The organism is Mesobacillus subterraneus (assembly GCF_023715485.1).
Classification (GTDB): Bacteria; Bacillota; Bacilli; order Bacillales; family Cytobacillaceae; genus Mesobacillus; species Mesobacillus subterraneus_B.
This window is the reverse complement of sequence record NZ_JAMBOF010000001.1, coordinates 328,572-351,697: the sequence shown is the minus strand read 5'-3', so window position 1 is coordinate 351,697 and position 23,126 is coordinate 328,572. Positions and strand designations below refer to the sequence as shown.

Genomic DNA, 23,126 nt, shown 5'->3' with positions numbered 1-23,126 from the left:
CCTGCTTAGTACTAACCGTCAATCTATCTCTAGTCCCTATTGGGATCTGGAGAGGTTGGCGGTTTTCTGTTTTTATGGAATCTATACATATTGTGCAGACAAATTCGCTATTTGGCAGAATGAAAGAGTTTGATTTTAAAAGTGAATAAGGGGGAGCAAGTATGAAAAAAACAAAGAACCGATGGCTTATTGCTGCATCGGCAGTGGGGATTCATATTTCCATTGGGTCGGTATACGCCTGGAGTAACTTTACGAATCCATTAATCCAGGAATTCGGCTGGACCTCAAAGCAGGTTCAATTTACCTTTAGCCTTGCAATACTATTTTTAGGCTTATCTGCAGCATTCCTTGGACATTTTGTTGAGAAACATGGTCCTAGAAAAGCTGGACTTCTTGCAGCTGGTTTTTTCGGAGCTGGAATTTTAGGATCTGGTGTGGCTGTCAATCTAGGATCATTGCCATTATTGTATATTACTTATGGTGTATTAGGCGGAATCGGACTTGGTGTAGGCTATATCGCTCCAGTTTCAACTTTGGTTAAATGGTTCCCCGACCGCCGTGGACTAGCTACCGGACTTGCGATCATGGGATTCGGTTTTGCGGCAGCGATTAGCAGCCCAATCATGGACTCATTAATCAAATCTGTTGGTACAGCAAATACATTTTTCATTTTAGGTGCCGCTTATTTTATTATTATGACTTTATCATCACTCTACCTTGAAAAGCCGCCTGTTGGCTGGGTTCCTGAAGGGTTCAGGGAAAAATCCCAATCTGGCAAAATGAAAATTAAACAAGATTTATCACAATTGACAGCAAATGAAGCGATTAAAACTTCACGCTTTTATTATTTATGGGTAATGCTTTTCATTAACGTAACATGCGGTATCGCAATTCTATCCGCAGCAAAGCCTCTCGCGGAAGAAAGCATCGGCCTCACAACAGTTGAAGCAGCAGCCCTTGTTGGAGTGCTTGGCCTTTTCAACGGCTTCGGCCGCATTGCCTGGGCATCAATTTCTGATTATATCGGCCGCCCGAATACCTACACTATTTTCTTTGCAACACAAATTGTCCTATTCATGTTGCTGCCTCATACGAAAGAAGCTTTCCTGTTCCAGGCAATGCTTGCGGTTGTCTATACAATGTACGGCGGCGGCTTTGCAGCTATCCCGGCATTCATCGGCGACATTTTTGGAACAAAGCAACTTGGAGCAATACACGGTTATATTTTAACAGCCTGGGCTGCAGCAGGATTGGCTGGTCCTATGTTTGCAGCATGGATGAAAGATACAACTGGAAGCTATGCAACTAGCTTAACCTTCTTCAGTGGACTGTTCGTTGTCGCTCTTATTGTGTCAATTTTAATTCGCCGTGACATTAGTAAATTGTCCAAACAGAATGCAGCAAATGAAAGATTGGCAGGTTAATTCTTTTTAAATGCTGTTTCGTATGGTAAAATACCAATCATCTTATAACCTGTATAGATGACAGGAGGATATCATGAATAAATACGAGGCAGAATTCAGCAATCTTGTCCGCTCCTTTCGCAAAAAGCATATGGGTAAAGGCCCGAGCAAGATCACGACAACTTTTTGCAAGAAGTGGGCTATCTGTGAAATGGAAGGAAATCTTTCTCCTGTTGAAAAGTTCATTGCTTCCGCTAACGAAGGGAAGCAGGCATTGCGTGCAGCAAGAACCGAAATGGTGAAAGAAATGTACCGGAAAAACCCCCCTGTTGAGATGGAGGAATTTCTCGGCTGCAAGCTTATTGAACTTTTTGTAGATATAGATATTGACCGTGATTTTGGAATGTCGATCTTCGTTTTTGAAGATGACATCCAGGAAAAATTTTGCGAATAATTAGGTATGGCACTTGGCAGCGACCCTGCTAAAGACTAACCACCGTTAAAACTTGAACAACGATTTCAAGTGGACGGTGGTTTTTTCTTTTCTTATATCTTATAAACTGTAATTGAAATGAAAATGGGAGTGCTTTAAATTGGGAAAAACAAAACATCCAGGACCACAAAAAAAAGCGGTTATGCCTGCTCCGAAACATTGGGTCAGCCCTATTCCCTTTGGACTTGGCAAGGTAAAACCGAAACATATACGTGATACAATGAAGACACTTTGGGACAACAGAGATAATTTTGGTTATGCAACGAACATTTTAACTAAAGGTGTTTGTGACGGCTGTGCACTTGGTGTATCAGGCCTGTATGACCAGACTTTAAGTGGTCCGCACATCTGTACGACAAGGCTGAATGTTTTGCGACTGAATACTGCCGGTTCCATCAAGCCGGAAATTCTCCATTCAGATATTGATGAGCTTAGACAATATGACAGCACCCAGCTTCGGAAATTGGGACGCATCCCCTACCCTATGATCCGGAGAAAAGGCGAGCGAAAGTTTTCCCGAATTACTTGGGATGACGCGCTGGATATGATCGCAGACAAAATGAAGAAGCTGGATCCGAAACAATACGCTTTTTACTTAACTAGCCGCGGCATTACAAATGAATCTTATTATGTAGCGGGGAAAGTATCCCGATTCCTTGGCACGAACAATATCGACAATGCCAGCCGCATCTGCCACTCCCCTTCCAAAACCGCTCTAAAGCGTTCAATCGGGGTTGGTGCTTCTACTTCCAACTATTTGGATTGGATTGGAACAGACGTGCTTTTATTTTGGGGAAGCGTAGCCTCAAACAGCTCACCTGTTTCTTCCAAATATATGCTGGAAGCAAAGAAAAATGGAACTAAGATCATTGTAGTTAACCCATACAAGGAACCCGCTATGGATGAATATTGGATTCCTTCGAACCCAGAATCAGCCCTATTTGGAACAAAAATTGCCGATGACTTCTATCAGGTCAATATCGGCGGAGACATCGCTTTTATGCATGGAATTATGAAGCATTGGTTCGATATGGAGACAATTAACCATGGTTCAGCGATTAACCATGAATTTGTGAATGAGCATGTAAATGGTTATGAAGAATTAAGATCCAAAGTTCAGGAACAAACCTGGGAAGATATCATTGCTTCCTCCGGTATCTCTAAAGAACGTATTATCGAATTAGCCGAACTTCTAGCAAACAGCAAAAATGCCGTTTATGCATGGGCACTTGGATTGACTATGCATTCATTTGCAACTGATAACATCTCACAGGTTGCAAACCTGGCATTGCTTCGCGGTCACTTAGGCAGAAAACATGCAGGCGTTATGCCATTCCGCGGCCACTCTTCCGTTCAGGGAAGCGGTGAAATGGGTGCAGATCCATTCGTTCTTCCAGGCGGAGATTTTTACGGTGAAAATATCAAGCGCATCGAAGATTTATGGGGATTTGAACTGGCCAAATGGCAAGGCGATATTGTCGGAGTCACACTTGAGAACATCCTTCTGCCAGAAGACCATGAACGCAAGATTAAAATGTACTACCTATCAGGGGGCAATTTCCTGGAAACAATGCCAGATCCTATCTTCGTTGAAAAGGCATTATCTGAACTTGATGTTCGGGTACACCAGGATATCATACTCAACACATCCACCCTTGTTGATGCGAAGGAAGCCGTCATTGTCCTCCCTGCTAAAACTCGCTATGAACAGGAAGGCGGCGGAACATCTACTTCAACTGAAAGAATGGTTTATTTCAGCCCGGAAATTGAGGGCAATAAAAATCAAGTTGAAGAAGCAAGAGCTGAGTGGAAGATCTACATTGATCTGGCTAAGCGTGTAAAACCTGAAACGGCGCATTTAGTTGATTTTAAAGATGCACAGGAAATCCGCAACGAGATTGCCCAAGCTAATCCAAATTATGAAGGAATCCAGCACTTAAAGAAAGCTGGGGACGTATTCCAATGGGGCGGGGCCTGGTTATGTGAGGATGGAATCTGCCCGACTCCAGACGGCAGAGGAACCCTGATTCCCGTTGATATTCCTGACCTCGGCAAAAAGGAAGGTCAGTTCATCGTAACCTCCCGCCGCGGGAAACAATTCAATTCTATGGTCTACAATGAAGTGGATCCCCTTAACGGTGCAGGCCGCTATGATGTCTTGATGAATGCTGATGATGCCCAGGATCTTAGCATTGCTGAAGGTGAAGGAATCGTACTGTACAACGGCTTTGGAGTTTTCCAGGGAAGAGCGAAATTCGTGGATATTTCCAGAGGAAACGTCCAAGTCCATTTCCCTGAAGGAAACTTCCTGCTGCCAAGAGGCAGATATGAGAAATATGCAGGCATCCCTGATTACAACATTACAGTGACATTGGAAAAGGCGGATCGTTTCAATGCCCGCAAAGATGTTGAACATCACGAACGACACATTGAAGAAGACGAACTCGATGCACCAGCTTAAGAAAAAACATAGCTTGCAGGACTTATTAAATGGTCCTGCAAGCTTTTTCTGTTTGTGAATATTTATCCTAACTAAGATCTTCAAACTTTCTGCACATTTTTGCAATCTCGCATGGTTTGTCCTCCACTTTCATATGATGGTGAAAAGGAGGTTACCCCTGATGTTGTATTTGGTTTATGTCGGTACTACCCTATCAATAATACTAATACTCTCTATGATCTTGGCCTATCAATTCAAAGATAGATTGGCAGGAATGAATGCTATGATCATTTCAATGTATATAGGCATGAATATTGGCTTAACTTCTGGAATTTTACTCGGCACTTATCATCAAGGAGATCTTTTCACTTCCACCTTGCTCGCAATGGGGATTGGAGCGACAAGCGGCACTGTTTTAGGCATATTGTTCGGTCCTGTCTCCTCCATCGAAGGTTTCATGTCGGGTATAATGGGCGGAATGATGGGAGCAATGCTTGGCGAGATGTTGCTCCCTGAAAAAGCGTTGATTCTTACAAATATCTTTTTAACAATCTCTATATCTACATTATTTTTCTTTAAAGTCCTGCCTCGAACCAGGACAACTATTAAGTCTTTAAAAGAATTCTTTAAACCGATGCTAGTTTTTATTTTTCTATTAGCTTATCTTTTATTAGGAAGCCGGTTAGGTGTTGTATGGCTCCTTGAAATTCAAAGAGATTTAGATCACCATCAACACCTGCAGCTTATAGAAAGTCCGGGACATTAGGTGCTTGCATGGGAAGCGGCTAAGAGATTGCCGTTTCTTTTTCTGTTTAGAACAATTCCAACTAACAAATGTAGAGCTTACATATTAGTGAAATAAATAAGGAAGTAAGAAATTAAAATTTAGTGAGACTTATAGTTGGCGATGAACGGGTTGCAAAAAAAAACGCCTTAAGATTTCAACACTTATTATATTTTTTATTCGTAGTGTAGTGTTACTTTCCTTGCTAGTAACGGATCTTTTAATCAGCAGGAACCTTAGTTAGAATGTAAAAAAGAGCCTTAAAGACAAAGCCAAAATCGTTTCAAGGACAGTAGCGAAATCACATATTGTCATCGAAGGAATGGAGCACAACCGTGATAGTGCAGAAGTTAGCTAAAATAACTTTTAAAACCTTTTGTAATTAGAATAAGATTAATACTTTATTAAAGTAAATCTCTCTTTAATTTTCTGGCAAAAGAAAAAGGATAGGCTTAACCTATCCTCCCGAATATCACTAGATTCCATAGAAATCTTTTACTTGATTAAAAATAGTGGCGTACACTTCTTCAATTGTAACCTTCTTTATAGAAGCAACTTCCTGGATCACTTGATGAACCATTGATGGATGAGTCATCTTGTTTTGAAAAATTCCATCAAATGGCCACGGTCCGTCTGTTTCTGCCATCGTCAAATCCAAGGGATAAAATGCTACAACCTCTCTCGTTTCTTCTTCATAAAATATGTCTGGAGTGAACGACACGATATACCTATTCTCTATCATTCTTTCCATTGTCTTTTTATCCCCTTTGAACCAGTGAAAATGCGCCTTTTTTACATTGTGCTTTTCCAGCAGGTCACAAACAATGCGGGCATCCTCATATACTGCATGCAAGATAATTGGTTTATCCAGCTTCATAGTTAAAAGAATAAATTGCTCCAAAATCTCCACATACCCTTCATATTGAAAGCAACTACTTTTATCCTTCAAACGTAAATAATATGGCAGCCCTACTTCACCGACGGCGACCATTTTTTCTTGATGGCCTGAAATCCATTTTAAAAGCTCATCCACTTCCGTTTCCGCCGGCACTGGCTGTTCTGGGTGGAAGCCAAAAGCGGGAAAGATGTATGGATGGTTAGAAGCCAGCCTAAAATTTTCTTTGCAAGATGAGAGATTCATCGAGACTGTTATTAAACCCTCTACTTGGTGTGAAGCTAAACTTTTAATGATTTGCTTTTGATGATTTTCTGTATATTTATCGAAATGGATATGAGCATCAAACACTTTCATGCAATCCACCTGCTTTCAGCGCACTGTAAATGTCCCTTTTAAGCTGGAGAAATTCATTTTCCAAAAGCAATAGGTCTGTTCGTGGCCTCTTAAACGGTATACTTATCTCCTGTACTATTTTCGCAGGCCGAGGAGATAAGAGATAAATCCGATCCGATAAAAAGATTGCCTCTTCAATGTTGTGAGTAATAAAAAGAACCGACTTTCGCTTCTCTTCCCAAACGGATAGCAGCCACTTTTGCATATCGAATCGGGTGAACTCATCCAATGCAGAAAATGGTTCATCAAGCAGTAAAACAGATTGTGGGCTCAATAGCGCTCTTATAAATGCGACTCTTTGATTCATCCCGCCTGAAAGCTGGTGTGGAAAAGCATTTTCATAGTCTGACAAGTTTATTTTCTTTAGCCAATCTTGCGCCTCTTGTTTATCAGGTTTCTGGAATAGTTCCTGTCCAAGCAAGACATTGTCCAGCACCGTCCTCCATGGCAAGAGCGAGGGCTGCTGAGGCATATACGCTATATTTCCTGTTCCCCCATTAATTTTCCGTTCACCAAGAAACATTTCTCCATTATCGGGGAGGAGCAATCCGCCAATACATTGAAATATGGTACTCTTGCCGCTTCCAGAAGGACCAATAATTGAAACAAATTCGCCCTCTTTCACATACAAAGAGATCTCTTCGAGTACTGAGCCTGTCTCAATAAAGGCTTTGGTAATTTTTTCAAGACTGATTTTCGCTCCCATCATTCCCCTCCTTTTGCATTCCATTTAATCAATTTCTTTTCAATCACCACAATCAGGCTGTAGAGAATCATGCTGAAAAATACAATAATAAAAATCGCAATGAACACGCGGTCTGTTCTGAAAGCTGAGGAAGATAAGGTCATAAATACACCTATTCCTTTTTCAGCCCCCAGCCACTCTGATATAACCGCACCCATCACACTATAGGTCGCTGCAATTTTCACCCCAGATAACAGCGGCGGCAGCGCATTTGGGAGTTCTACCTTCGTAAACATCTGCATTGCTGTGGCACCGGACATCCTCATATAATGCTTAAGTTCACCAGGAACATTGCTGAATCCATCTAATGAAGCAATAGTGACTGGAAAAAAACAGACTAAAATGATGATGATCAATTTTGGCAAAAAGCCAAAACCAAACCAAATGACTAACAATGGTGCCAAAACGATAATTGGAACATTTTGCGATAAGATCAGCAACGGATAGAATGCGTTTCGCATAGAAGGCATTAAGTGAAGCATCATTGCAATTAAAAAGCCGATCGTTGACCCCAACAAAAGCCCGGTAATCGCCAATTTCAAGGTTGCTCCTATATCAGGGAAAAATAGTGGATAACTTGCTATCGCTTCCTTAAAAATGACAGAAGGAGCGGGCAGCAGCCATGGAGGTATCTCCTTAACATGAGTGACCCTTTCCCATAACAAGAAGAAAAGGAGGAGAACCAAAAATGGTCTCCATCCTTTATTCCATATTGATTTCATGACTGGTATTTCTCCGTCAGTTGACCCATTGTAATTCCATCAGGCTGATACAAGATTTTCACCTGGGAGATTACATTTGGAGACCCAACTTCAATCATTTTCTTGTTCATCTCTGCAATCACAGCTAGCAGATGTTCCAAATCCCCTTCCATTGTCGTTTCAAGAGGATGAACTTCGTAATTCACGCCGGACTGATCAATTATATTGATTGCTTCATCGACATAATTAACGACTTCCTCGGTAGATGAAGCCTTTGGTATTATTTGTACACTAATTAACGCATTTGCCATTGTTAGTCCCCCCTCTTCGGTAAAAACTCATTCGTAAAAGCTTTTTCAGCTTCCAATTCCTTCTCTAGAAGGCCATTGTCAAACATCCATTCACTGTAATTCTCCCAAACCTCCAGCTTTTGTTCTCCCCAGCGCTCAGCATCATCCTTGTACTTGGGAGATAGCCATTCCTGGCTTTTCTTCACTAGCTCTTCATCCAGATCAGGTACAGCCTTGATTAAGATTTCAGCACTATCACCTGGATGCTCGATCGCAAATTCATATCCCTCTGTAAGGGCTGCCACGAATGCTCTGACGGTTTGCGGGTCATTCTTGATCATTTTTTCATTAGTGGTGATGACAGGTGTGTAGTAATCAAGCTTCTTTGAGTAATCAGTTAAATACACCATATTGATTGGTTCATTTCGAATTTCTGCCTCGATCCCTGTCCATCCATAATAAATCCACGCATAGTCGATATCACGATTCACCGCTGTAAAAAAATCGGAGTCCCCCATATTAACGATCTTCACTTTTTCCACATCAGCATCTTCTTGTTTCATTAACGAAGTGATTACAGCTTTTTCAATTGGCGATCCCCAGCCGCCATAGGTTTTGCCTTCAAAGCCCTTTGGCGAAATAATGTTTTTGGCTTTTGGTGAGGCAAACCCTGAAGTATTGTGCTGAATAACTGCTGCCAGCGATATGATCGGTATTCCCTGGATTCTCGCTTGAGTAATCCCTTCCTGGTAACTTACCCCGAACTGCGACTTTCCCGATGCCACAAGCTGGTCAGCCCCCGCTTCTCCAGGCAGTATAATCTTGACATCCAGACCACGCTTCTTGAAATAGCCTTTTTCCTTTGCAACATAGATTCCCGTATGATTTGTATTCGGGGTCCAATCAAGCACAATTGAAACCTTCTTCAATGAACTCTCCTTCTCGGCTGTTGTCTCACTTGATGAACACGCAGTAAGGCTCCAAACCATTAATAATGCAGATAACAAGATTACTAATTTCTTCATGTTTTTTCCCTCTTCTCTTATTTGATTGACAATGAAGGTGGAAAAGAAGGCTGGGTAATAAAGTATTTGAAAAATAAAAAAGCGCTCAGGGGAATCCCAAGCGCTTGAAAAAATCCATAATAAACGAATAAACGTCTATCAGAAGATGTTCCCTACGCTGGTACTAACCAGATCAGGTTAAAGGGTCAGCATCTATGGACACTTTCTCAGCCGGCACCACCGGCTCCCCTACATTTCCAATTCTCCAATTGTCAATTTAACTATAAAGAATATTCGAAAATACGTCTAGAATTAAATTAAAAAATAGTTATTTTGTTATCTAAATACGAAAAAAGATAGTACATCCTCAGACCGTATCAATCACTATCCTAATCAGCCGTATATTTCCACATTTGAAAAACAAAAAAAAACAAAAATTTACGTTTCCTACCAGGATCTAACCAGCGGGCTCTCAAGTATTAAAATGCACGCCAAATGGTTTGGAGGTCGTTTTTATGAACTTTATAAGACTGCACCATTTTTTGCTGCTCTTTTAAGGTTCCACCCAGCTTTAACACATCATCTCTTAATTGCACCCTTATAAAATCTGAAAGACAGCATTTTTTGGATAAACTGTAAATTTGCTCGATAGTCTCTAAAAGCACGCCGTTTTCATATTCTTTATAATCCAGATATAAGGAATGGAATTCATACTCATTACTATATTCCGACAGCATAAGGATCTTCCTGGAAATTAAGTACTGCAGTTCATTTATTTGTTTTATTAATGTGGCAATGGTCTTGCCAATTGATTCTTCGTTGCCTGAATCCAACTCGCATTCAATCAGGGTACAGAACGACCTTACATAGTGCACCAGGGCTTTTTCAAATGTAAATGCAGAACTGAGCAATTCATGTGCCAGTTCTTCAGGAGTTTTCTCATCCATAGAAATCCCTCAAATCAGCAATCATCATGTTTTTTATTTTTGGAGTGTTTACAGCGGCATTGGCATTTTGGCACACCGCAAACTAGGCATGCTATACAGCAATGAGTACATTTGCATTTAACTTTTGGAGGTTTCGGACAGTGATTTCCAAAATCACAAATGTCGATTACATTCTCCAGTTTCTTTAATAAAAGCCATTCCTTCATTACTATAGTTTCTAGCAGCCGATTAACTCCCTTATTAAATTTTACAATCTCATGGTTTGAAGGATTGGTGGGAAAATCAAGACATTCACCTACAAACGCCTGTATTTTTTCAGCTTCTGCATTCATTATGTGTGAAAGCGCAATTTCCTCAAGGGCGATCGACTCCAATAAATCGATCATCACCTCACCCAGGTCGGGTCTATGCGGTTCGGGCGGAATGGTGGGCATACTCATCTTTTTTGATTCCTCCTTGACTAACTTCTTATAATCTAAAATATGGATAAGTATTCTTTTACGTGTCATCTGCCCAAGCCCTTTGTTAACTGCTGTTAGCCCAAAAAGATGAATTCCAAGGTGAAGTTTCTTCATCTCATAGAATTTCGGGAATAAAAACAAGCCTCCGGTTCACCTAATTCGAGGGAACCTAAAGGCTGTTTGAAATATTTAAAGAAGCTCATTGTGCATAAAACGGTTTACGTGTTCTCAGTAAATCCTTACCCTCCGCCGTTGCCGCCACCATTGCCGTTGAGAGTGCCAGGAAGAGGAGTGATTGCAATCAGATCAAGGACGTTTTCAAATTTGAACTGCAGCAGCATTTCCTTTTTAATTACGTCACGAAGAGTTCTTTGAACACTTGCATTGACATCAAGTAAATCTGCTAATGTAACTTCTTCTGGACCTATTACATCTGTATCTAAGGTTCCAAGGACAAATTGCAGTTTTTCTGCCTCAGCATTCATAATATGAGCAAGAGCCATTTCCTCTAGCGCAATAGAAGCCAAAAGCAAAGGAATCGTTTGGTCAGTACCTACCGAAATAAGAGGTGTAATATTGGGTATGTTTGGAAAAGACATTAAGATTTCTCCTTTCAAATTTGTTTTTTAACAAAGGATTTGATCCCTTTTTTTGTCAAAGGGCTTATCAGCCAATGTTCTTTACATAGTATTCAATAAATTAATAAACGACTGTTATATATGTCCTAAGTGGTTTGTGGAATTTCAACTGACATCGTTTTTTTAGATATTAATAACCGTTTGAAATTACTGAATTATTAATGAGATATTTGATGTACCTTTTATCTTAAAACAACGTGAGGATTAGTTTCTGGCTCAAGTTTGAAAGGTACGGCTGATAATAGTTATGCTATATTATTTAAAATCAACATTTTTCACAAAGATTTGCGATGTGATAACCTTTGCAGCAACCTTTCAGAAAACTTTGGATCAGCTTCCATGCTGTCAGAAATCCACTTAATTTCATTTTCAGCTAATTCACGATCCAAAGAAGATTCAACCGCATGAACTAGTTGTTTTAAATTCATTGACTTTCCTCCTGTTCAAAATTGCCAAACAGTCTTTTCAGGTTAAAACCCGAAAAAGCTTATGGAAATCTGGCCATTTCCAGTACCAGCACCAGCATTATTGATTTGGTTTGTTCCATTATTTTGGGAACCGCCGCCTCCGCCGCCTCCGCCAGTAACAGTGCTGCCGTTTCCACCGCCGCCTCCGCCGCCGAATCCGCCATCATTATTGTAAAAGCCTTGACCAGGTGCACCACCTAAACTTATTGCTTGACCCCCTGTTGCCCAAATAGTATTTGCACCACTTGTTAAGATCCCGCCTCCTCCAGCACCTGGAAAACCTGTAAAACCTGCTGCTCCACCATTACCAGCTGCACCTCCAGCTCCACCTGGATTTCCTGACGTTCCATTAGGTGTTATAACAGCATTTACTCCGGGATTATTAGAGCCTCCGCCTCCACCACCTGCAGCAACTAAGAGATTTTCGATGGATGCGGCACCTGCAGTACGCCAAACAAAACTGCCGCCTCCACCACCTGCTGAGTTAGGGCCAGCTGTGATGCCCTGTCCCCCTACCAGTACACTAAGTGTTTCCCCGGGCGTTACAGTGAAGTCTCCCTGAATAGATGCACCCAGCCCCGGTGCTGATACACCAGTCCCCCCACTGGCACCAACTGCTTGTATTATGGCAAACGTTGCACGCGCCGGGACTACGGTGGTCTGAATATTTCCTGTAAACTCAAAAGTTCGTTGTTCTAAGATTCCTGGTTCTATTGTTCTTATTAAATCTAAAACATTTTCAAATTTGAACTCTAGCAGCATTTCTTTTTTAATCACATTACGAAGTGTATTTCTTACACTGGCGTTAACCTCGAGCAGGTCGCCTACTGAAATCTCTGGAGGAGAGAATGTGACTCCTGTATCATCTAAAGTACCTAAAACCATTTGAAGCTTTTCTGCCTCTGCATTCATAATGTGGGCAAGTGCTAATTCTTCTAAAGCGATTGAACTTAATAGTAAAGGTATGGTTTGTTCTGTAGTGACAGAAATTAATGGGGTGATATTGGGAACATTCGGAAAAGACATCCTTAATTTCTCCTTTCTCTTAAATATTTGCACTCGTTGTGCATTAGATTGAACTGAAAAAAAGTCTCGACACTTTATCAATATAGTTTATTCGGTAAGTACTTGTATGATTGAGTGTTAGCCCTATTATCTGCGTGGATTTTTAATTCAATATAAAAAAAGCAAAGTATCTTTCGGACACTTTGCTACTTAATACATCCTTTATTCATTCTGTTTTTGATTCCGATTCTTTTAAATAACAATACCTCATCATATTAAAGATATTTTCTTTAAAACCTTCTCTTTGCTCATTCATGTTAGTAGCAATGTATGTGAGGTGCCCTAATGATTTGAGATAATTATTTTGTTCCAGATAAATAACAGCGGCATTATATCTTGCAGGAAGGGATGACGGATAGGCCGCTATAATATTCAAGAATATCCCTAAAGCCTCCTCACTCCGGCTTTCTGAGTAAAGTTGTTTCGCTCGTTCCAGCTCAACTTTGGTTATTTCTTCATCTAAAGTGCGCGTAAACAGTTCCCTTTGTGCCAGTTGATTCACCCTATCTAAAACGTGTTCGGCACTTTTTTTCCAAGTAAAATTAGATAAAATATGCTGGCTAGCCTTTTTGCCCATCTCTTTGACCAATTTGCGTTGTTCATATGCAAGCCGCATTACCTTTTGTAGATCAGGAACTTCAATAGAAAGCCACCACGGAAAATCAACTGTTTCAAGATTTCCTACCCTTTTCTCTGCTAAATCTACTTCCTTTGACGGAACAAAGAACGCAGTTTCCTCGGTACAAAAATCTAGGCATGACCCACTATCCGGCACAATTACTGGAGTACCACACGCCATTGCCTCAGCGATCGGTAAACCAAACCCTTCTCCTCTGTACGGATGAACCAGGCAATCACACACCTTATATAATCCTGCCAGCTCTGCTTCGGTAAGCTGCTTATCCATATAAACGATCCGCGGATTTGCAGGGTCATCCATTGCTTCGTGAATCATCTTCTCAAGTGTGATTCCTTTATAAAAAGATTCTGTCCCCGTATCTTTTATAAACAGGCAGACATCGTCATCAGCGGTAAATTCTGCAAGATAAGCCTGCAGCAGAATATCAATTCCTTTGCGTCCAATAGTGCCACCAACAAAAAGAAAGTTAAACGTATTTCTATCCACCTGCAGCGGTCCGACATTGAAATGAAAAATGTTTTGGTCTACACCCAATGGAATGATATGGATTTTGCTCTCGGGAATTCCAGAACGGATATAGCTTTCCTTGTTGTAGTAGCTATAAACCCAGATTTCATCCACCCAGTATTTCATGGGAATATACCACTCTCTCGGAATCGCTCCAAATTCCCACGGCTGCATGTAAACCGAAATTCCATTCTGTAGTTTTAACCAATTTGGCGGCCATTGATGTGATATGGTCAAGTCAGGGTTTGAGAAAGTCTTAAATTGCTTTTTGTCAGCTCCGAAATACTGTTCTAGCGTCATTTCTTTTTCAGGTAAAGCTTTCCTTAGATCAATCGTTTCATTTTCAGTTAAATACCTGCAGATATTTTGATTTACAATCGCAAGACTATGCCCTGCAAATTGAGGGCCAATCCAATTGATTCTAACCGTTTCTTTATTCAACAGTATCCTCCTAAACTAATAAGTTATTAGTTCCCTATTTGTCATTATATTTGTCTCCATTCTCGAACGTTCCAGGGAATCACTTTTAACATGTGCGGCACATACGATAGATAATGACGCTAAGTGTAAGAGGAGGAATAAGTTCATGACTGAACGTCGTCTGTCTTTGTGCATGATTGTTAAAGATGAAGAAAAATATATTGGTACCTGCCTGAAAAGTGTAAAGGATTATGTGGATGAAATGATTATCGTGGATACCGGATCTACAGACCGAACGGTTGAAATTTGCAAATCCTTTGGTGCTAAGGTCTTTATCTTCCCGTGGAATGGGAGCTTTTCTGATGCCAGGAATTATGGGTTGGAGCGTGCTACGGGGGATTGGATTTTATGGATGGATGCTGATGAAAGAGTTGATAGTGCCGATGCACACAAATTAAGAGAAGTCATCGAATATAATGACTTTATCCTTTCTGTTCATTTAATTAATTATTTTGGTGACGCCCCTGATCCAAAGAAAACATTCGATATTGCACATACCCGTCTTTTCCAAAATAACAAGGGTTTTAAATTTGTTAATAAAATACATGAAATGCTTAATGCAAATGAGGTTTTTACTAAACATAGTGCCAGTGCAACCATAAAATCAGTCCCTATTAAAATTTATCATTACGGGTACCTTGACTCAGTCAACGATGAAAAAAAGAAATCCGAACGCAATATCAAATTACTAGAAGAAGAGCTCAAACAAAAGGATTACAGCCCCTGGATGGAGTATCATATTGCAAGTGAATATTACCGACTGAAAAAATTTAATGAAGCTTTTGACTATGTAAACCGTTCCATTTTAAGTTTCATAAAACAAATGAAAACTCCTCCTTCTCTTTTATACCGATTGAAATATTCAATATTGATCAGCTCAGGCAGTATAGAAGGAGCCTGGCCGGGCATTGAAAGAGCCATCGCCCTCTACCCTGATTATGTAGACCTGCATTTTTACAAAGGGTTAATTCTACTTGTGAAAGATTCCTATAAAGAAGCATTAGAGGCATTTGACAAGTGTCTTGAACTCGGGGAGGAAAATCTTCAGCACCTTACCCTTAAGGGAGTAGGCAGCTTTCAAGCTTTATACTATAAAGGTTGCTGTTTAGAACAACTTGGGCAAATAGAACAGGCCGCCATAAATTATGCAAAGGCCGCAAGTCTATCTACGACCTTTAATTCTCCTGTGGAAGCATTAGTAAAAATCACTCAAAAACATCAAGAGCTTTTTAATGCAATTCCTGTGGATAATGAAGATAATAAGCTAATAACCAATATACTTTCACGTAAGACAAATAAAAACTAGATGGTCTTTTGCTGACCATCTAGATTTTTTGGATATTGTTATTCTTCAACGACAGGACATTGGTCCGGCTCACCATTACATGGAAAAACTTGGACATTAGGTTGACCTGGACCTTGGTCTACTGGAGTTGTAAATGTTTCCCCATCAATAGTGATGATTATAACATCATCTGCTTGACCGATCCCTTCTATTAATACCAATTCAAATGTCGCAGGCACACCGTTCCTTAATCCTGTTCCTATAACTGTAAATTGAAGTCTTCCATCTGGCAGAGTACAGCAGGTTGCCAATGCGCCGTCAACTAAGGTATACCCTGTAACTACAAATGTGGTATCGGGGATATTTGGATCAGTAGGTTCAAAGGTGAAGTCAAAAAGGTCAGTTTGTTCAGGTCGACAGCTGCCACTTCCACAAATTTGGATAGCACCCTGGGAGGTGATATTGGTGATCCTTCCAGCTCCAGGTCCAGCGACAGAACTAATAAAAATTGTTACTTGATTGGCAGGAGTGCTGAATCTTGTTCCACACTCACAAAATGCGGCTACCTCCTCTTCAATCAACTCAAGAATATTTTCAAACTTAAATTCTAGCAGCATTTCCTTCTTAATCACATCTCGCAGTGTACGTTGGACATTTGCATTAACAGCAAGAAGATCATCTAGAGAAACTTCAGCCGGAGTAAGCGGAGTACCACCAGGCAGTGTTCCTAGAACGAGCTGCAACTTTTCTGCTTCAGCATTCATAATATGGGCAAGGGCTAATTCTTCAAGAGCGATGCTTGATAAAAGTAACGGAATGGTCTGCTCTGTAGTAATAGAGATTAACGGAGTAATATTGGGGATATTTGGGTAAGACATTACCTTACCTCCTTTCATAACTTATCAATATAGGGTATGACAAATTGTCCAAAGCGAAACGTCAATTGTCCCTATTGCTCTGCCTATTTTAAAGTTAAACACATACAGGGTTAGAAAAAATAAAAATACCCCCTTGTTTAAGAGGGTATACTATACTGATGTTAACCATTCCACATAAATATCCTTTAAAGTATCTTCCAGCTTCCTTTTGGGAATCCATCCCGTTGATTTAAAGATTTTATCTGCATCCCCCACTAACTTGGGAATATCTGATGCTCGCATTCTGCCAGGTTCAACAACCAGATTGATTTTTTCCTTGGAGAAGCCTATTAAAATATCGAGTATTTCTTGAATACAAATGCCTTTCCCTCTGCAAACATTATAGATTTCGCCTGGTTCGCCGTAACATGCAAGATCGTAATAAGCTTCAACGATATCCCTTACGTCGGTAAAATCCCTAATGGATTGTAAATTACCGATCCTCATGGTCTTGTCTTTACTGATTCCTCTATTGATTTGAGCTATTTGATAAGCAAAATCTGTTGTCACGAAGCCCAGATTCTGGCCTGGTCCAATATGATTAAAAGGCCTCACATGAATAATATTCATCCCATAGGAGTTAGTGTATAATTTCATCAGCATACTTACTGAACACTTACTTATCCCATAAGGACTGATTGGATTTATTTCTGTCTTTTCGGTTACTTTGTCTAATTTTCCCGAAACTCTGCCATACTCTTCTGAAGATCCAATTGTGATTACTTTTATTGTTGTATCAGTTTTTCGCACTGCTTCCAATAGATTCACCGTGCTTATTACGTTCCCCTTGAAAAATTCCGCTTTATGCCGCCAGGAGTCTTTTACATTGCTTAATCCGGCAAGATGAAAAATATGAGTAGGTTTCACTTTTTTCAAAACATCAATTATTTTTGCCTCTGAAAGTAAATCTACTTCAAATATATGATTTACTCCTCTATCAACTCTTGAAGTCCCATAAACATCTGCTTTATCTTTCAAAAATATTTCAAGATGCTTCCCGACAAATCCGTTGATTCCTGTAATAAGTGCTCTCATCATTTCATTGCCCATATTTCTTTAAATCATGTTCAACCATCATTTTTATCAAATCCTCAAAAGAAACCTTTGGCTCCCATCCTAACTTTTTTTTCGCTTTTTGTGGATTGCCCAGCAGCAAATCCACCTCTGCCGGTCTCATAAATTCAGCGGCCTGAACCACATGATCCTCCCATTTCAATCCAGCATGGGCAAAAGCAATTTCAACAAGGTTCTTGACCGTATGTGTTTTGCCTGTTGCCACTACATAATCATCCGGCATCTTCTGCTGGAGCATGAGCCACATCGCTTCTACATAATCTCCTGCAAAGCCCCAATCCCTTTTGGCCTCGAGATTTCCAAGACGAAGCTCCTTTTGTAGTCCAGCTTTAATTCTGGCCACCCCATCTGTTACTTTCCTGGTGACAAATTGTATGCCTCTCCTTGGTGATTCATGGTTGAATAAGATCCCCGAACACGCGAATAAATCATAGCTTTCACGGTAATTAACTGTAATCCAATGCCCAAATACTTTAGCAGCCCCATAAGGACTACGCGGATAAAATGGGGTCGTTTCCCTTTGAGGAGTTTCTGCCACCTTCCCAAACATTTCCGAGCTGGAAGCCTGGTAAAAACGCGCTCCCGGTTGCTCCTGCCTTACTGCTTCCAGCATATTTAGAACACCAAGACCAGTAACCTCCGCTGTATAGACAGGCTGGGGCCAGGAATCAGCTACAAATGATTGGGCACCAAGATTATAAACTTCATCCGGCCTTGAAGCTCTCACTGCCTGGATTAATGAAGAGAGATCAGACAAATCACCAGATAAAAACTCTATTTCATTCTTTATATGCATAATATTTTCAATGTTTTCTGTTGAAGTCCTCCTCTTTAATCCGTAAACCTTATACCCCTTATCAAGAAGAAGTTCGGCCAAATACGATCCATCCTGGCCGGTTATACCAGTCATAAGTGCTTTTTTCATGATGGCCTCCCAGATTTTATAGTTTCATAATTCTCCCTTTATTTTTTATGCTGTTATCGCCTGCCTGTATTCCCTTCATCTAAAAATAAGGCACAAAAAAGCCTTATATAAGAAGCTGCATCATTGCTGATATCCTCCTTCATATAAAGCAGACAGACTTATGAGAAAAATCGGGCTATCATTTGCTCAGCAATCACCTCGGGAGAGAAATGAATATTTATATCCCGCTTTGCCTGTATTGCAATTTCTTCTCTTTTCTTATCGTTTTCAAATGCTTCCCGCATCGTTTTTCTAACGCTTTCTTCCTTTACCTTTGCCCATTTATGTCCATAGTAGTGAATAATTCTTGTTCGTTGCAATTCAGGGTGTACAAATTCCAGGTCCTGCTCCGGTTCAATTAATAAGCTATTCTGATTGTTCATAAATTCTGTTACCCCTCCCCAATTAATGGATATGGAAGGTTTGCCCATTGCCATTACCTCCATCTGAGGCATACCCCATCCGCAGGCCCTTTCAGTAGAAACATAACAGTCACAGCTAGAATATAAACGCAGCAGGTCTTCTCGAGGAGTATTCTCGATGATGAAATGAATATGAGGATTATTTGGCTTATTTGGTATATACGAAGATACTAATTCAAAGAGATTCTTCTGGCTTATCCAGCCTGGCACATAAATCTTTAATATCAGACTTACATCATCCTCAGCTGAGAATTCGTTACAATAGCTAGGAATCAGTAAATCCAAGCCTTTTCGGTAATCGAACGCTAATGTATATAAGAATTTAAAAGATTTTACTTCAGGTGGAAATGAGTATGGAGAGAATGGTTTCGTATAAGGGCTGCTTTCAATAGGATAATGAATAACATGAATTTTTGAAGGGTCAACTCCCGATTCCGTAAATGTCTGGTAATTAAATTGGGTAGGAACCCAGATTTCATCCATATCGTTACAAAAGTTAGTCCAGTGAACCGGAATTCGGTCTGTTTCAAATAAAGTAATACCGATTGTTTTATGAAAGCCTTTTTTATTTACCCCAATGAAAGATTCTGGGGTACCATGAATAATCAGAATGGGATTATTGCCAACATCTTGCCTTGAATTAAGAATACTATTCAGCAGATTGATATCATCCTCTCCAATTTCTGTATTAAGCTTTGCCGTACTCAATATTTGGACAGGCAGATCAATATACTTCAAGGCTCTTAAGTAATTCCTTGTAACATTACCGTAGCCCCCCATATCACCTATAGGGCCTACCCATACAATTCCCGTAGGCGGATTCATCTGATCACTCCCTTATGAATAGTTTCATAGATTAAAAGCAATTATCGCCCTTCTCTGCAAAATTGAAAACAAATCATCGTTCCCTCAACTAAGCAAATGTGATCTCCTTCATTCATATTTAAAGCATCAATTACCTCTGTCACGCCTGGTACGAGGTGATTTCCGTAATCGTGCCAGCAAATAATACCACCTTTTCTTATCACTTGCATGGCTAAAAGTGTATCGAGGGCCACGCCTACTTTAGAATGATCGCCATCGATGAAGATTAAATCTGCTGCAGGCAGATCAGTTGGTACTAAATCACGTGTACCATTCGGTTTTACTATTAATTCGACTCTTGGGTCATTTTTTACACATTCCCCTGCTTTTTGAGGAACTTCCCCCCTCTGTACAGGTAATGTTGTTTGATGTGAAGGTATGACATCTATCCCTATATATTTTTCAATCCATGGACTATTGTCTAAAATGCATTTCGCTGTTTCTCCACGTTGAATGCCTATTTCGATAACAGTTTTTGGGTAGAATGTTCTTGAAAGAGCAATTAATACTTTTACATCATCAAAGCTCGTGTAAAGAGGTTTTTCAGCAATAAAGGCACCACTGCCAAATAATTTAAAGAAAGCTTCCTTACTTAATATACTCATGATGTCCCCCACAAGTTTTTTTAGTTTCACGATTTGTTAAAGTAATAAATAAGAGGTATTACTTATTTGCTCAAGTATTTCCCCCATTGCTCTTTTATTTTCTCTTTTCCAAATAACTGAATTGCCTTTGCTCTGGCATTTTTACTTATTTTTTTTGCAAGATTATGATCATTCAATAACTCTTGTAGTGAATCCCGCAATTCTAAAACACTATCTGATACAAATCCTTCTTTTCCATTTTCGATTAGCTCATGAATTTCAAAGGTCTGTTGCTTAAGCAATGGGTGGTTTCCTTGTATTTCCGAAACAGAAACTACTGGTATGCCCGTCATAAATGCTTCGATAAAACCAAGAGTATAGCTTGTGATTCTAGTACCCGTATAAAAAAATGCCCGGTTTTCCCTCAGCTCCTGTTTCATTTGTTCATATGTCAGCATCCCGCCACTTTCAGGCGTCCATTCATTCCCAGGACCAAACAATTTAACTGGCAGCCCCTTACAAGCTATATGGAATAAATTATAGTTTGAGCCTATCCAATTTTTTTTCATTGATTGGCTCAATGTCATGATCTGATTTTTACTGCCTTCCCAGCCACCATATTCATCTGGATCTTTATAAAATCTAATCATGGCATCTTCTCCAATATACTCTGGGATCAGCTTTTCCCTGGGTGAATACCTGACAATTTCCATACCTTGTTTACGATACGGACTGAGCATCCTTTCAACTTCTGGTTGAGATTGACCGATTGATCGCCATATAACCCGCTTGTGCTTAATCTTTTCCCAATTATTTATGATGATCGAAGGATCGTGCATACTCATAACAATGTCTTTATCTTCAATCATTTCAGGAGGCAAATCATACTTAGGAAAGCGGTCTACTAAATTAGCGAAAACAGGATCAAAGGGCATTTCGGTTATAGGATGACGATATGAGCTTCCTAGATGCGGACGGGCATATACGCCATGGGAGTAACATTCGTGCCCTAATTCGGTGAACAACTTCAATTCATCGTATTCCAAAACGTCATGGACTGATAAATATAAAATTCTCATTAATACTCATCCTTCTCGGTGTAAATTTCATCGCAGAAATGAAGTCTAAATTTTACTATTCATTGGAATGAATCCTTCATCTCTTCCCAGGACATGAACAACCGGACGATATCCTCTTCGACTAGCTCACTTCCCATTTGAACTTCAATAAATTCTATATCTTCAATAGCTTTGATCCCATGTTTTGCTCCGATTGGAATATTCAATACATCGCCTGTTTTTACAAAGGATATTTCATCATCCAATGCAAATTCACCTTCGCCAGATACAACTATCCATACTTCGCTTCTTTTGAGGTGGTATTGGTAGCTGATGTTTTTCCCTGCAAAGACACACAGACGTTTAGTAAGTACATTCATTCCATCCGCAGATTCCTTATAATCCAGGACACGGTACCAGCCCCAGCGTCGTTCTTCAAACATCGGCCGCTTAAGTTCATCCTTTACAATCTCTTTGATTTGATGGCTCTTCGATTTATCGGAGACAATAATTCCATCCGGACTTGTCGCGATAATCATATTCGTGGCACCTATTACTGAAACTGGAATGTCTAATTCGTTTATTATATGGGTATTTTCACATTCATCACTTTTAGAAGCTTTCCCTATGACAGATGCTTGCATTTCCTCAGTTAATGTATTCCATGTCCCTAAGTCCTTCCAATAACCTTCGTAAGGAATAACCGCAACCTTTACGGCATTTTCAACTATTTCATAATCAAAGCTAATTTTGGGGAGCTTTTCATAGTATTCAACCATTTGATAATACTGTGTTGGTAATCCTCTTTGACTCAATAGTTTAATAATAAGGTCCAGCCTGAAAGCAAAAACACCACAATTCCATAAAGCTTCTTGCTGGATTAATTTTTCTGCCTCCTCCACTGACGGTTTTTCCTTAAACTCCATAACAGTCCTGTATGAGCTATGCCTCTGATCGTCATTGCTAAGTTTTATATATCCATATTTTGTCGATGGGTATGTGGGAGTTACACCGATCAAAGCAATATCCATTCCTGATTGAGCTATTACCTCATCTAAATCTTTAACTTTTTCAAAAAAATGATCTTCTACAAATGGATCCACTGGCATAACCGTAATTACTTCATCTAAACTCACGCCCATAACTGAATATAAATATGTTGCAGCTAAAACAATTGCCGGGAAGGTGTCCCTCTGTTCTGGTTCGATAATCAGCGGCACTTGGGAGCCTAATTGATTTTGAATGATATCCACTTGGTTCTTGCAGGTTGAAATATATACGGTATCCAATAATTGATTCTTCTCCAATTGCCGCCAAATTCTCTGGACCATTGATTCCAACTTATTTTCCGGATTTGTTAACACCTTTAAAAATTGCTTTGACCTTGAGCTATTCGAAAGAGGCCATAATCGCTTTCCTGATCCACCCGATAACAAAATAAGCTTCATGTTTGCACCTCAATTGCTTGGATTCATAAGTGACTTAATATCATATGTAGTTCTAGCCAGATATGTATAGGGCATTTAACGGTGTGAAGCAGGGGGAATTCATTGTAAGGCAAGCCGCAAGGAGCATAGAGAGGAGGGCATTTTGTGTTATACC

The 23,126-nt window shown here is 40.0% G+C and carries 22 protein-coding genes, 1 pseudogene and 1 riboswitch; of the genes and pseudogenes, 5 read left to right on the top strand and 18 right to left on the bottom strand.

Translation table 11 applies throughout. The features are described 5' to 3' along the window. Positions 1–161 precede the first annotated feature (161 nt). The 4 genes from M3204_RS01775 (at position 162) to M3204_RS01760 (ending at position 5,102) form a co-directional block, all read left to right on the top strand. Positions 162–1,424 (top strand): L-lactate MFS transporter, encoded by a 1,263-nt coding sequence (locus M3204_RS01775; protein ID WP_251477673.1) that lies wholly within the window; start codon positions 162–164, stop codon positions 1,422–1,424. 73 nt (positions 1,425–1,497) lie between these two features. Further along, positions 1,498–1,857, top strand: a complete 360-nt coding sequence (locus M3204_RS01770) for a DUF2294 domain-containing protein (protein WP_251477671.1) — start codon at positions 1,498–1,500, stop codon at positions 1,855–1,857. Positions 1,858–1,996: 139 nt separating this feature from the next. Then, complete coding sequence (locus M3204_RS01765) at positions 1,997–4,357, top strand: FdhF/YdeP family oxidoreductase (protein WP_251477668.1); 2,361 nt, start codon at positions 1,997–1,999, stop codon at positions 4,355–4,357. A gap of 160 nt (positions 4,358–4,517) precedes the next feature. Continuing rightward, on the top strand, positions 4,518–5,102 hold the full coding sequence (locus tag M3204_RS01760) for a hypothetical protein (RefSeq protein WP_251477666.1): 585 nt from the start codon (positions 4,518–4,520) through the stop codon (positions 5,100–5,102). 493 nt (positions 5,103–5,595) lie between these two features. Here the strand turns inward: M3204_RS01760 and M3204_RS01755 are convergent, their stop codons facing one another. The 11 genes from M3204_RS01755 to M3204_RS01705 all read right to left on the bottom strand — a co-directional run bounded on the left by M3204_RS01755 (position 5,596) and on the right by M3204_RS01705 (position 14,317). Further along, entirely contained in the window at positions 5,596–6,372 is a 777-nt protein-coding gene (locus M3204_RS01755; protein ID WP_251477664.1) for a TatD family hydrolase, read from the bottom strand. After that, entirely contained in the window at positions 6,359–7,120 is a 762-nt protein-coding gene (locus M3204_RS01750) for an ABC transporter ATP-binding protein (protein ID WP_353056019.1), read from the bottom strand. The genes M3204_RS01755 and M3204_RS01750 overlap by 14 nt, the downstream gene beginning before the upstream one ends. Further along, positions 7,117–7,878 carry an ABC transporter permease gene (locus M3204_RS01745; RefSeq protein WP_251477661.1) on the bottom strand — a complete coding sequence of 254 codons (762 nt, stop codon included), beginning with the start codon at positions 7,876–7,878 and terminating at the stop codon, positions 7,117–7,119. Before M3204_RS01745 ends, M3204_RS01750 begins: the two co-directional genes overlap by 4 nt. Continuing rightward, positions 7,875–8,168 carry a thiamine-binding protein gene (locus M3204_RS01740; RefSeq protein ID WP_251477658.1) on the bottom strand — a complete coding sequence of 98 codons (294 nt, stop codon included), beginning with the start codon at positions 8,166–8,168 and terminating at the stop codon, positions 7,875–7,877. Before M3204_RS01740 ends, M3204_RS01745 begins: the two co-directional genes overlap by 4 nt. A 2-nt stretch (positions 8,169–8,170) precedes the next feature. Continuing rightward, entirely contained in the window at positions 8,171–9,172 is a 1,002-nt protein-coding gene (locus tag M3204_RS01735) for an ABC transporter substrate-binding protein (RefSeq protein WP_251477655.1), read from the bottom strand. 132 nt (positions 9,173–9,304) lie between these two features. Continuing rightward, positions 9,305–9,412, bottom strand: a riboswitch (TPP riboswitch). A gap of 218 nt (positions 9,413–9,630) precedes the next feature. After that, entirely contained in the window at positions 9,631–10,098 is a 468-nt protein-coding gene (locus M3204_RS01730; protein ID WP_251477654.1) for a hypothetical protein, read from the bottom strand. 14 nt (positions 10,099–10,112) lie between these two features. Next, positions 10,113–10,700 (bottom strand): hypothetical protein, encoded by a 588-nt coding sequence (locus M3204_RS01725; RefSeq protein WP_251477652.1) that lies wholly within the window; start codon positions 10,698–10,700, stop codon positions 10,113–10,115. Positions 10,701–10,798: 98 nt separating this feature from the next. Next, the gene (locus tag M3204_RS01720) at positions 10,799–11,158 is read right to left on the bottom strand and encodes a hypothetical protein (protein ID WP_251477650.1); all 360 of its coding nucleotides are present in this window, start codon (positions 11,156–11,158) and stop codon (positions 10,799–10,801) included. 314 nt (positions 11,159–11,472) lie between these two features. Continuing rightward, positions 11,473–11,625, bottom strand: a complete 153-nt coding sequence (locus M3204_RS01715) for a hypothetical protein (protein WP_251477648.1) — start codon at positions 11,623–11,625, stop codon at positions 11,473–11,475. A gap of 42 nt (positions 11,626–11,667) precedes the next feature. Next, on the bottom strand, positions 11,668–12,690 hold the full coding sequence (locus M3204_RS01710; protein WP_251477646.1) for a hypothetical protein: 1,023 nt from the start codon (positions 12,688–12,690) through the stop codon (positions 11,668–11,670). Positions 12,691–12,895: 205 nt separating this feature from the next. Further along, on the bottom strand, positions 12,896–14,317 hold the full coding sequence (locus M3204_RS01705) for a glycosyltransferase (protein ID WP_251477644.1): 1,422 nt from the start codon (positions 14,315–14,317) through the stop codon (positions 12,896–12,898). A gap of 145 nt (positions 14,318–14,462) precedes the next feature. On the opposite strand from M3204_RS01705, the gene M3204_RS01700 reads away from it, so the two are divergent. After that, entirely contained in the window at positions 14,463–15,662 is a 1,200-nt protein-coding gene (locus tag M3204_RS01700; RefSeq protein ID WP_251477641.1) for a glycosyltransferase, read from the top strand. Between the two features lie 554 nt (positions 15,663–16,216). Here M3204_RS01700 and M3204_RS01695 read toward each other — a convergent pair. The 7 genes and pseudogenes from M3204_RS01695 to M3204_RS01665 all read right to left on the bottom strand — a co-directional run. Next, a pseudogene (locus M3204_RS01695) lies at positions 16,217–16,519 on the bottom strand (hypothetical protein); the annotation flags it as partial. Between the two features lie 150 nt (positions 16,520–16,669). After that, positions 16,670–17,596, bottom strand: a complete 927-nt coding sequence (locus M3204_RS01690; RefSeq protein ID WP_251477639.1) for a GDP-mannose 4,6-dehydratase — start codon at positions 17,594–17,596, stop codon at positions 16,670–16,672. Between the two features lies 1 nt (position 17,597). Beyond that, entirely contained in the window at positions 17,598–18,557 is a 960-nt protein-coding gene (gene gmd, locus M3204_RS01685; RefSeq protein ID WP_251477636.1) for a GDP-mannose 4,6-dehydratase, read from the bottom strand. Positions 18,558–18,715: 158 nt separating this feature from the next. Further along, the gene (locus M3204_RS01680) at positions 18,716–19,843 is read right to left on the bottom strand and encodes a glycosyltransferase (protein WP_251477633.1); all 1,128 of its coding nucleotides are present in this window, start codon (positions 19,841–19,843) and stop codon (positions 18,716–18,718) included. 41 nt (positions 19,844–19,884) lie between these two features. Then, a complete protein-coding gene (locus M3204_RS01675; protein WP_251477630.1) occupies positions 19,885–20,487 on the bottom strand; it encodes a class I SAM-dependent methyltransferase in 603 nt (200 codons plus the stop codon). A gap of 62 nt (positions 20,488–20,549) precedes the next feature. Beyond that, entirely contained in the window at positions 20,550–21,512 is a 963-nt protein-coding gene (locus M3204_RS01670) for a hypothetical protein (protein WP_251477627.1), read from the bottom strand. A 92-nt stretch (positions 21,513–21,604) separates the two neighbouring features. After that, complete coding sequence (locus M3204_RS01665) at positions 21,605–22,972, bottom strand: sugar phosphate nucleotidyltransferase (RefSeq protein ID WP_251477624.1); 1,368 nt, start codon at positions 22,970–22,972, stop codon at positions 21,605–21,607. Between the last annotated feature and the right edge of the window lie 154 nt (positions 22,973–23,126).

What these genes read in the sequence shown, in the direction of transcription:
- M3204_RS01690 (WP_251477639.1), bottom strand. Translation starts at nt 17,596, where the DNA reads ATGATGAGAGCACTTATTACAGGAATCAACGGATTTGTCGGGAAGCAT.
- M3204_RS01735 (WP_251477655.1), bottom strand. Translation starts at nt 9,172, where the DNA reads ATGAAGAAATTAGTAATCTTGTTATCTGCATTATTAATGGTTTGGAGC.
- M3204_RS01700 (WP_251477641.1), top strand. Translation starts at nt 14,463, where the DNA reads ATGACTGAACGTCGTCTGTCTTTGTGCATGATTGTTAAAGATGAAGAA.
- M3204_RS01665 (WP_251477624.1), bottom strand. Translation starts at nt 22,972, where the DNA reads ATGAAGCTTATTTTGTTATCGGGTGGATCAGGAAAGCGATTATGGCCT.
- M3204_RS01770 (WP_251477671.1), top strand. Translation starts at nt 1,498, where the DNA reads ATGAATAAATACGAGGCAGAATTCAGCAATCTTGTCCGCTCCTTTCGC.
- M3204_RS01745 (WP_251477661.1), bottom strand. Translation starts at nt 7,878, where the DNA reads ATGAAATCAATATGGAATAAAGGATGGAGACCATTTTTGGTTCTCCTC.
- M3204_RS01710 (WP_251477646.1), bottom strand. Translation starts at nt 12,690, where the DNA reads ATGTCTTTTCCGAATGTTCCCAATATCACCCCATTAATTTCTGTCACT.
- M3204_RS01775 (WP_251477673.1), top strand. Translation starts at nt 162, where the DNA reads ATGAAAAAAACAAAGAACCGATGGCTTATTGCTGCATCGGCAGTGGGG.
- M3204_RS01755 (WP_251477664.1), bottom strand. Translation starts at nt 6,372, where the DNA reads ATGAAAGTGTTTGATGCTCATATCCATTTCGATAAATATACAGAAAAT.
- M3204_RS01740 (WP_251477658.1), bottom strand. Translation starts at nt 8,168, where the DNA reads ATGGCAAATGCGTTAATTAGTGTACAAATAATACCAAAGGCTTCATCT.
- gmd (WP_251477636.1), bottom strand. Translation starts at nt 18,557, where the DNA reads ATGAAAAAAGCACTTATGACTGGTATAACCGGCCAGGATGGATCGTAT.
- M3204_RS01715 (WP_251477648.1), bottom strand. Translation starts at nt 11,625, where the DNA reads ATGAATTTAAAACAACTAGTTCATGCGGTTGAATCTTCTTTGGATCGT.
- M3204_RS01730 (WP_251477654.1), bottom strand. Translation starts at nt 10,098, where the DNA reads ATGGATGAGAAAACTCCTGAAGAACTGGCACATGAATTGCTCAGTTCT.
- M3204_RS01675 (WP_251477630.1), bottom strand. Translation starts at nt 20,487, where the DNA reads ATGAGTATATTAAGTAAGGAAGCTTTCTTTAAATTATTTGGCAGTGGT.
- M3204_RS01680 (WP_251477633.1), bottom strand. Translation starts at nt 19,843, where the DNA reads ATGAATCCGCCTACGGGAATTGTATGGGTAGGCCCTATAGGTGATATG.
- M3204_RS01750 (WP_353056019.1), bottom strand. Translation starts at nt 7,120, where the DNA reads ATGATGGGAGCGAAAATCAGTCTTGAAAAAATTACCAAAGCCTTTATT.
- M3204_RS01720 (WP_251477650.1), bottom strand. Translation starts at nt 11,158, where the DNA reads ATGTCTTTTCCAAACATACCCAATATTACACCTCTTATTTCGGTAGGT.
- M3204_RS01760 (WP_251477666.1), top strand. Translation starts at nt 4,518, where the DNA reads ATGTTGTATTTGGTTTATGTCGGTACTACCCTATCAATAATACTAATA.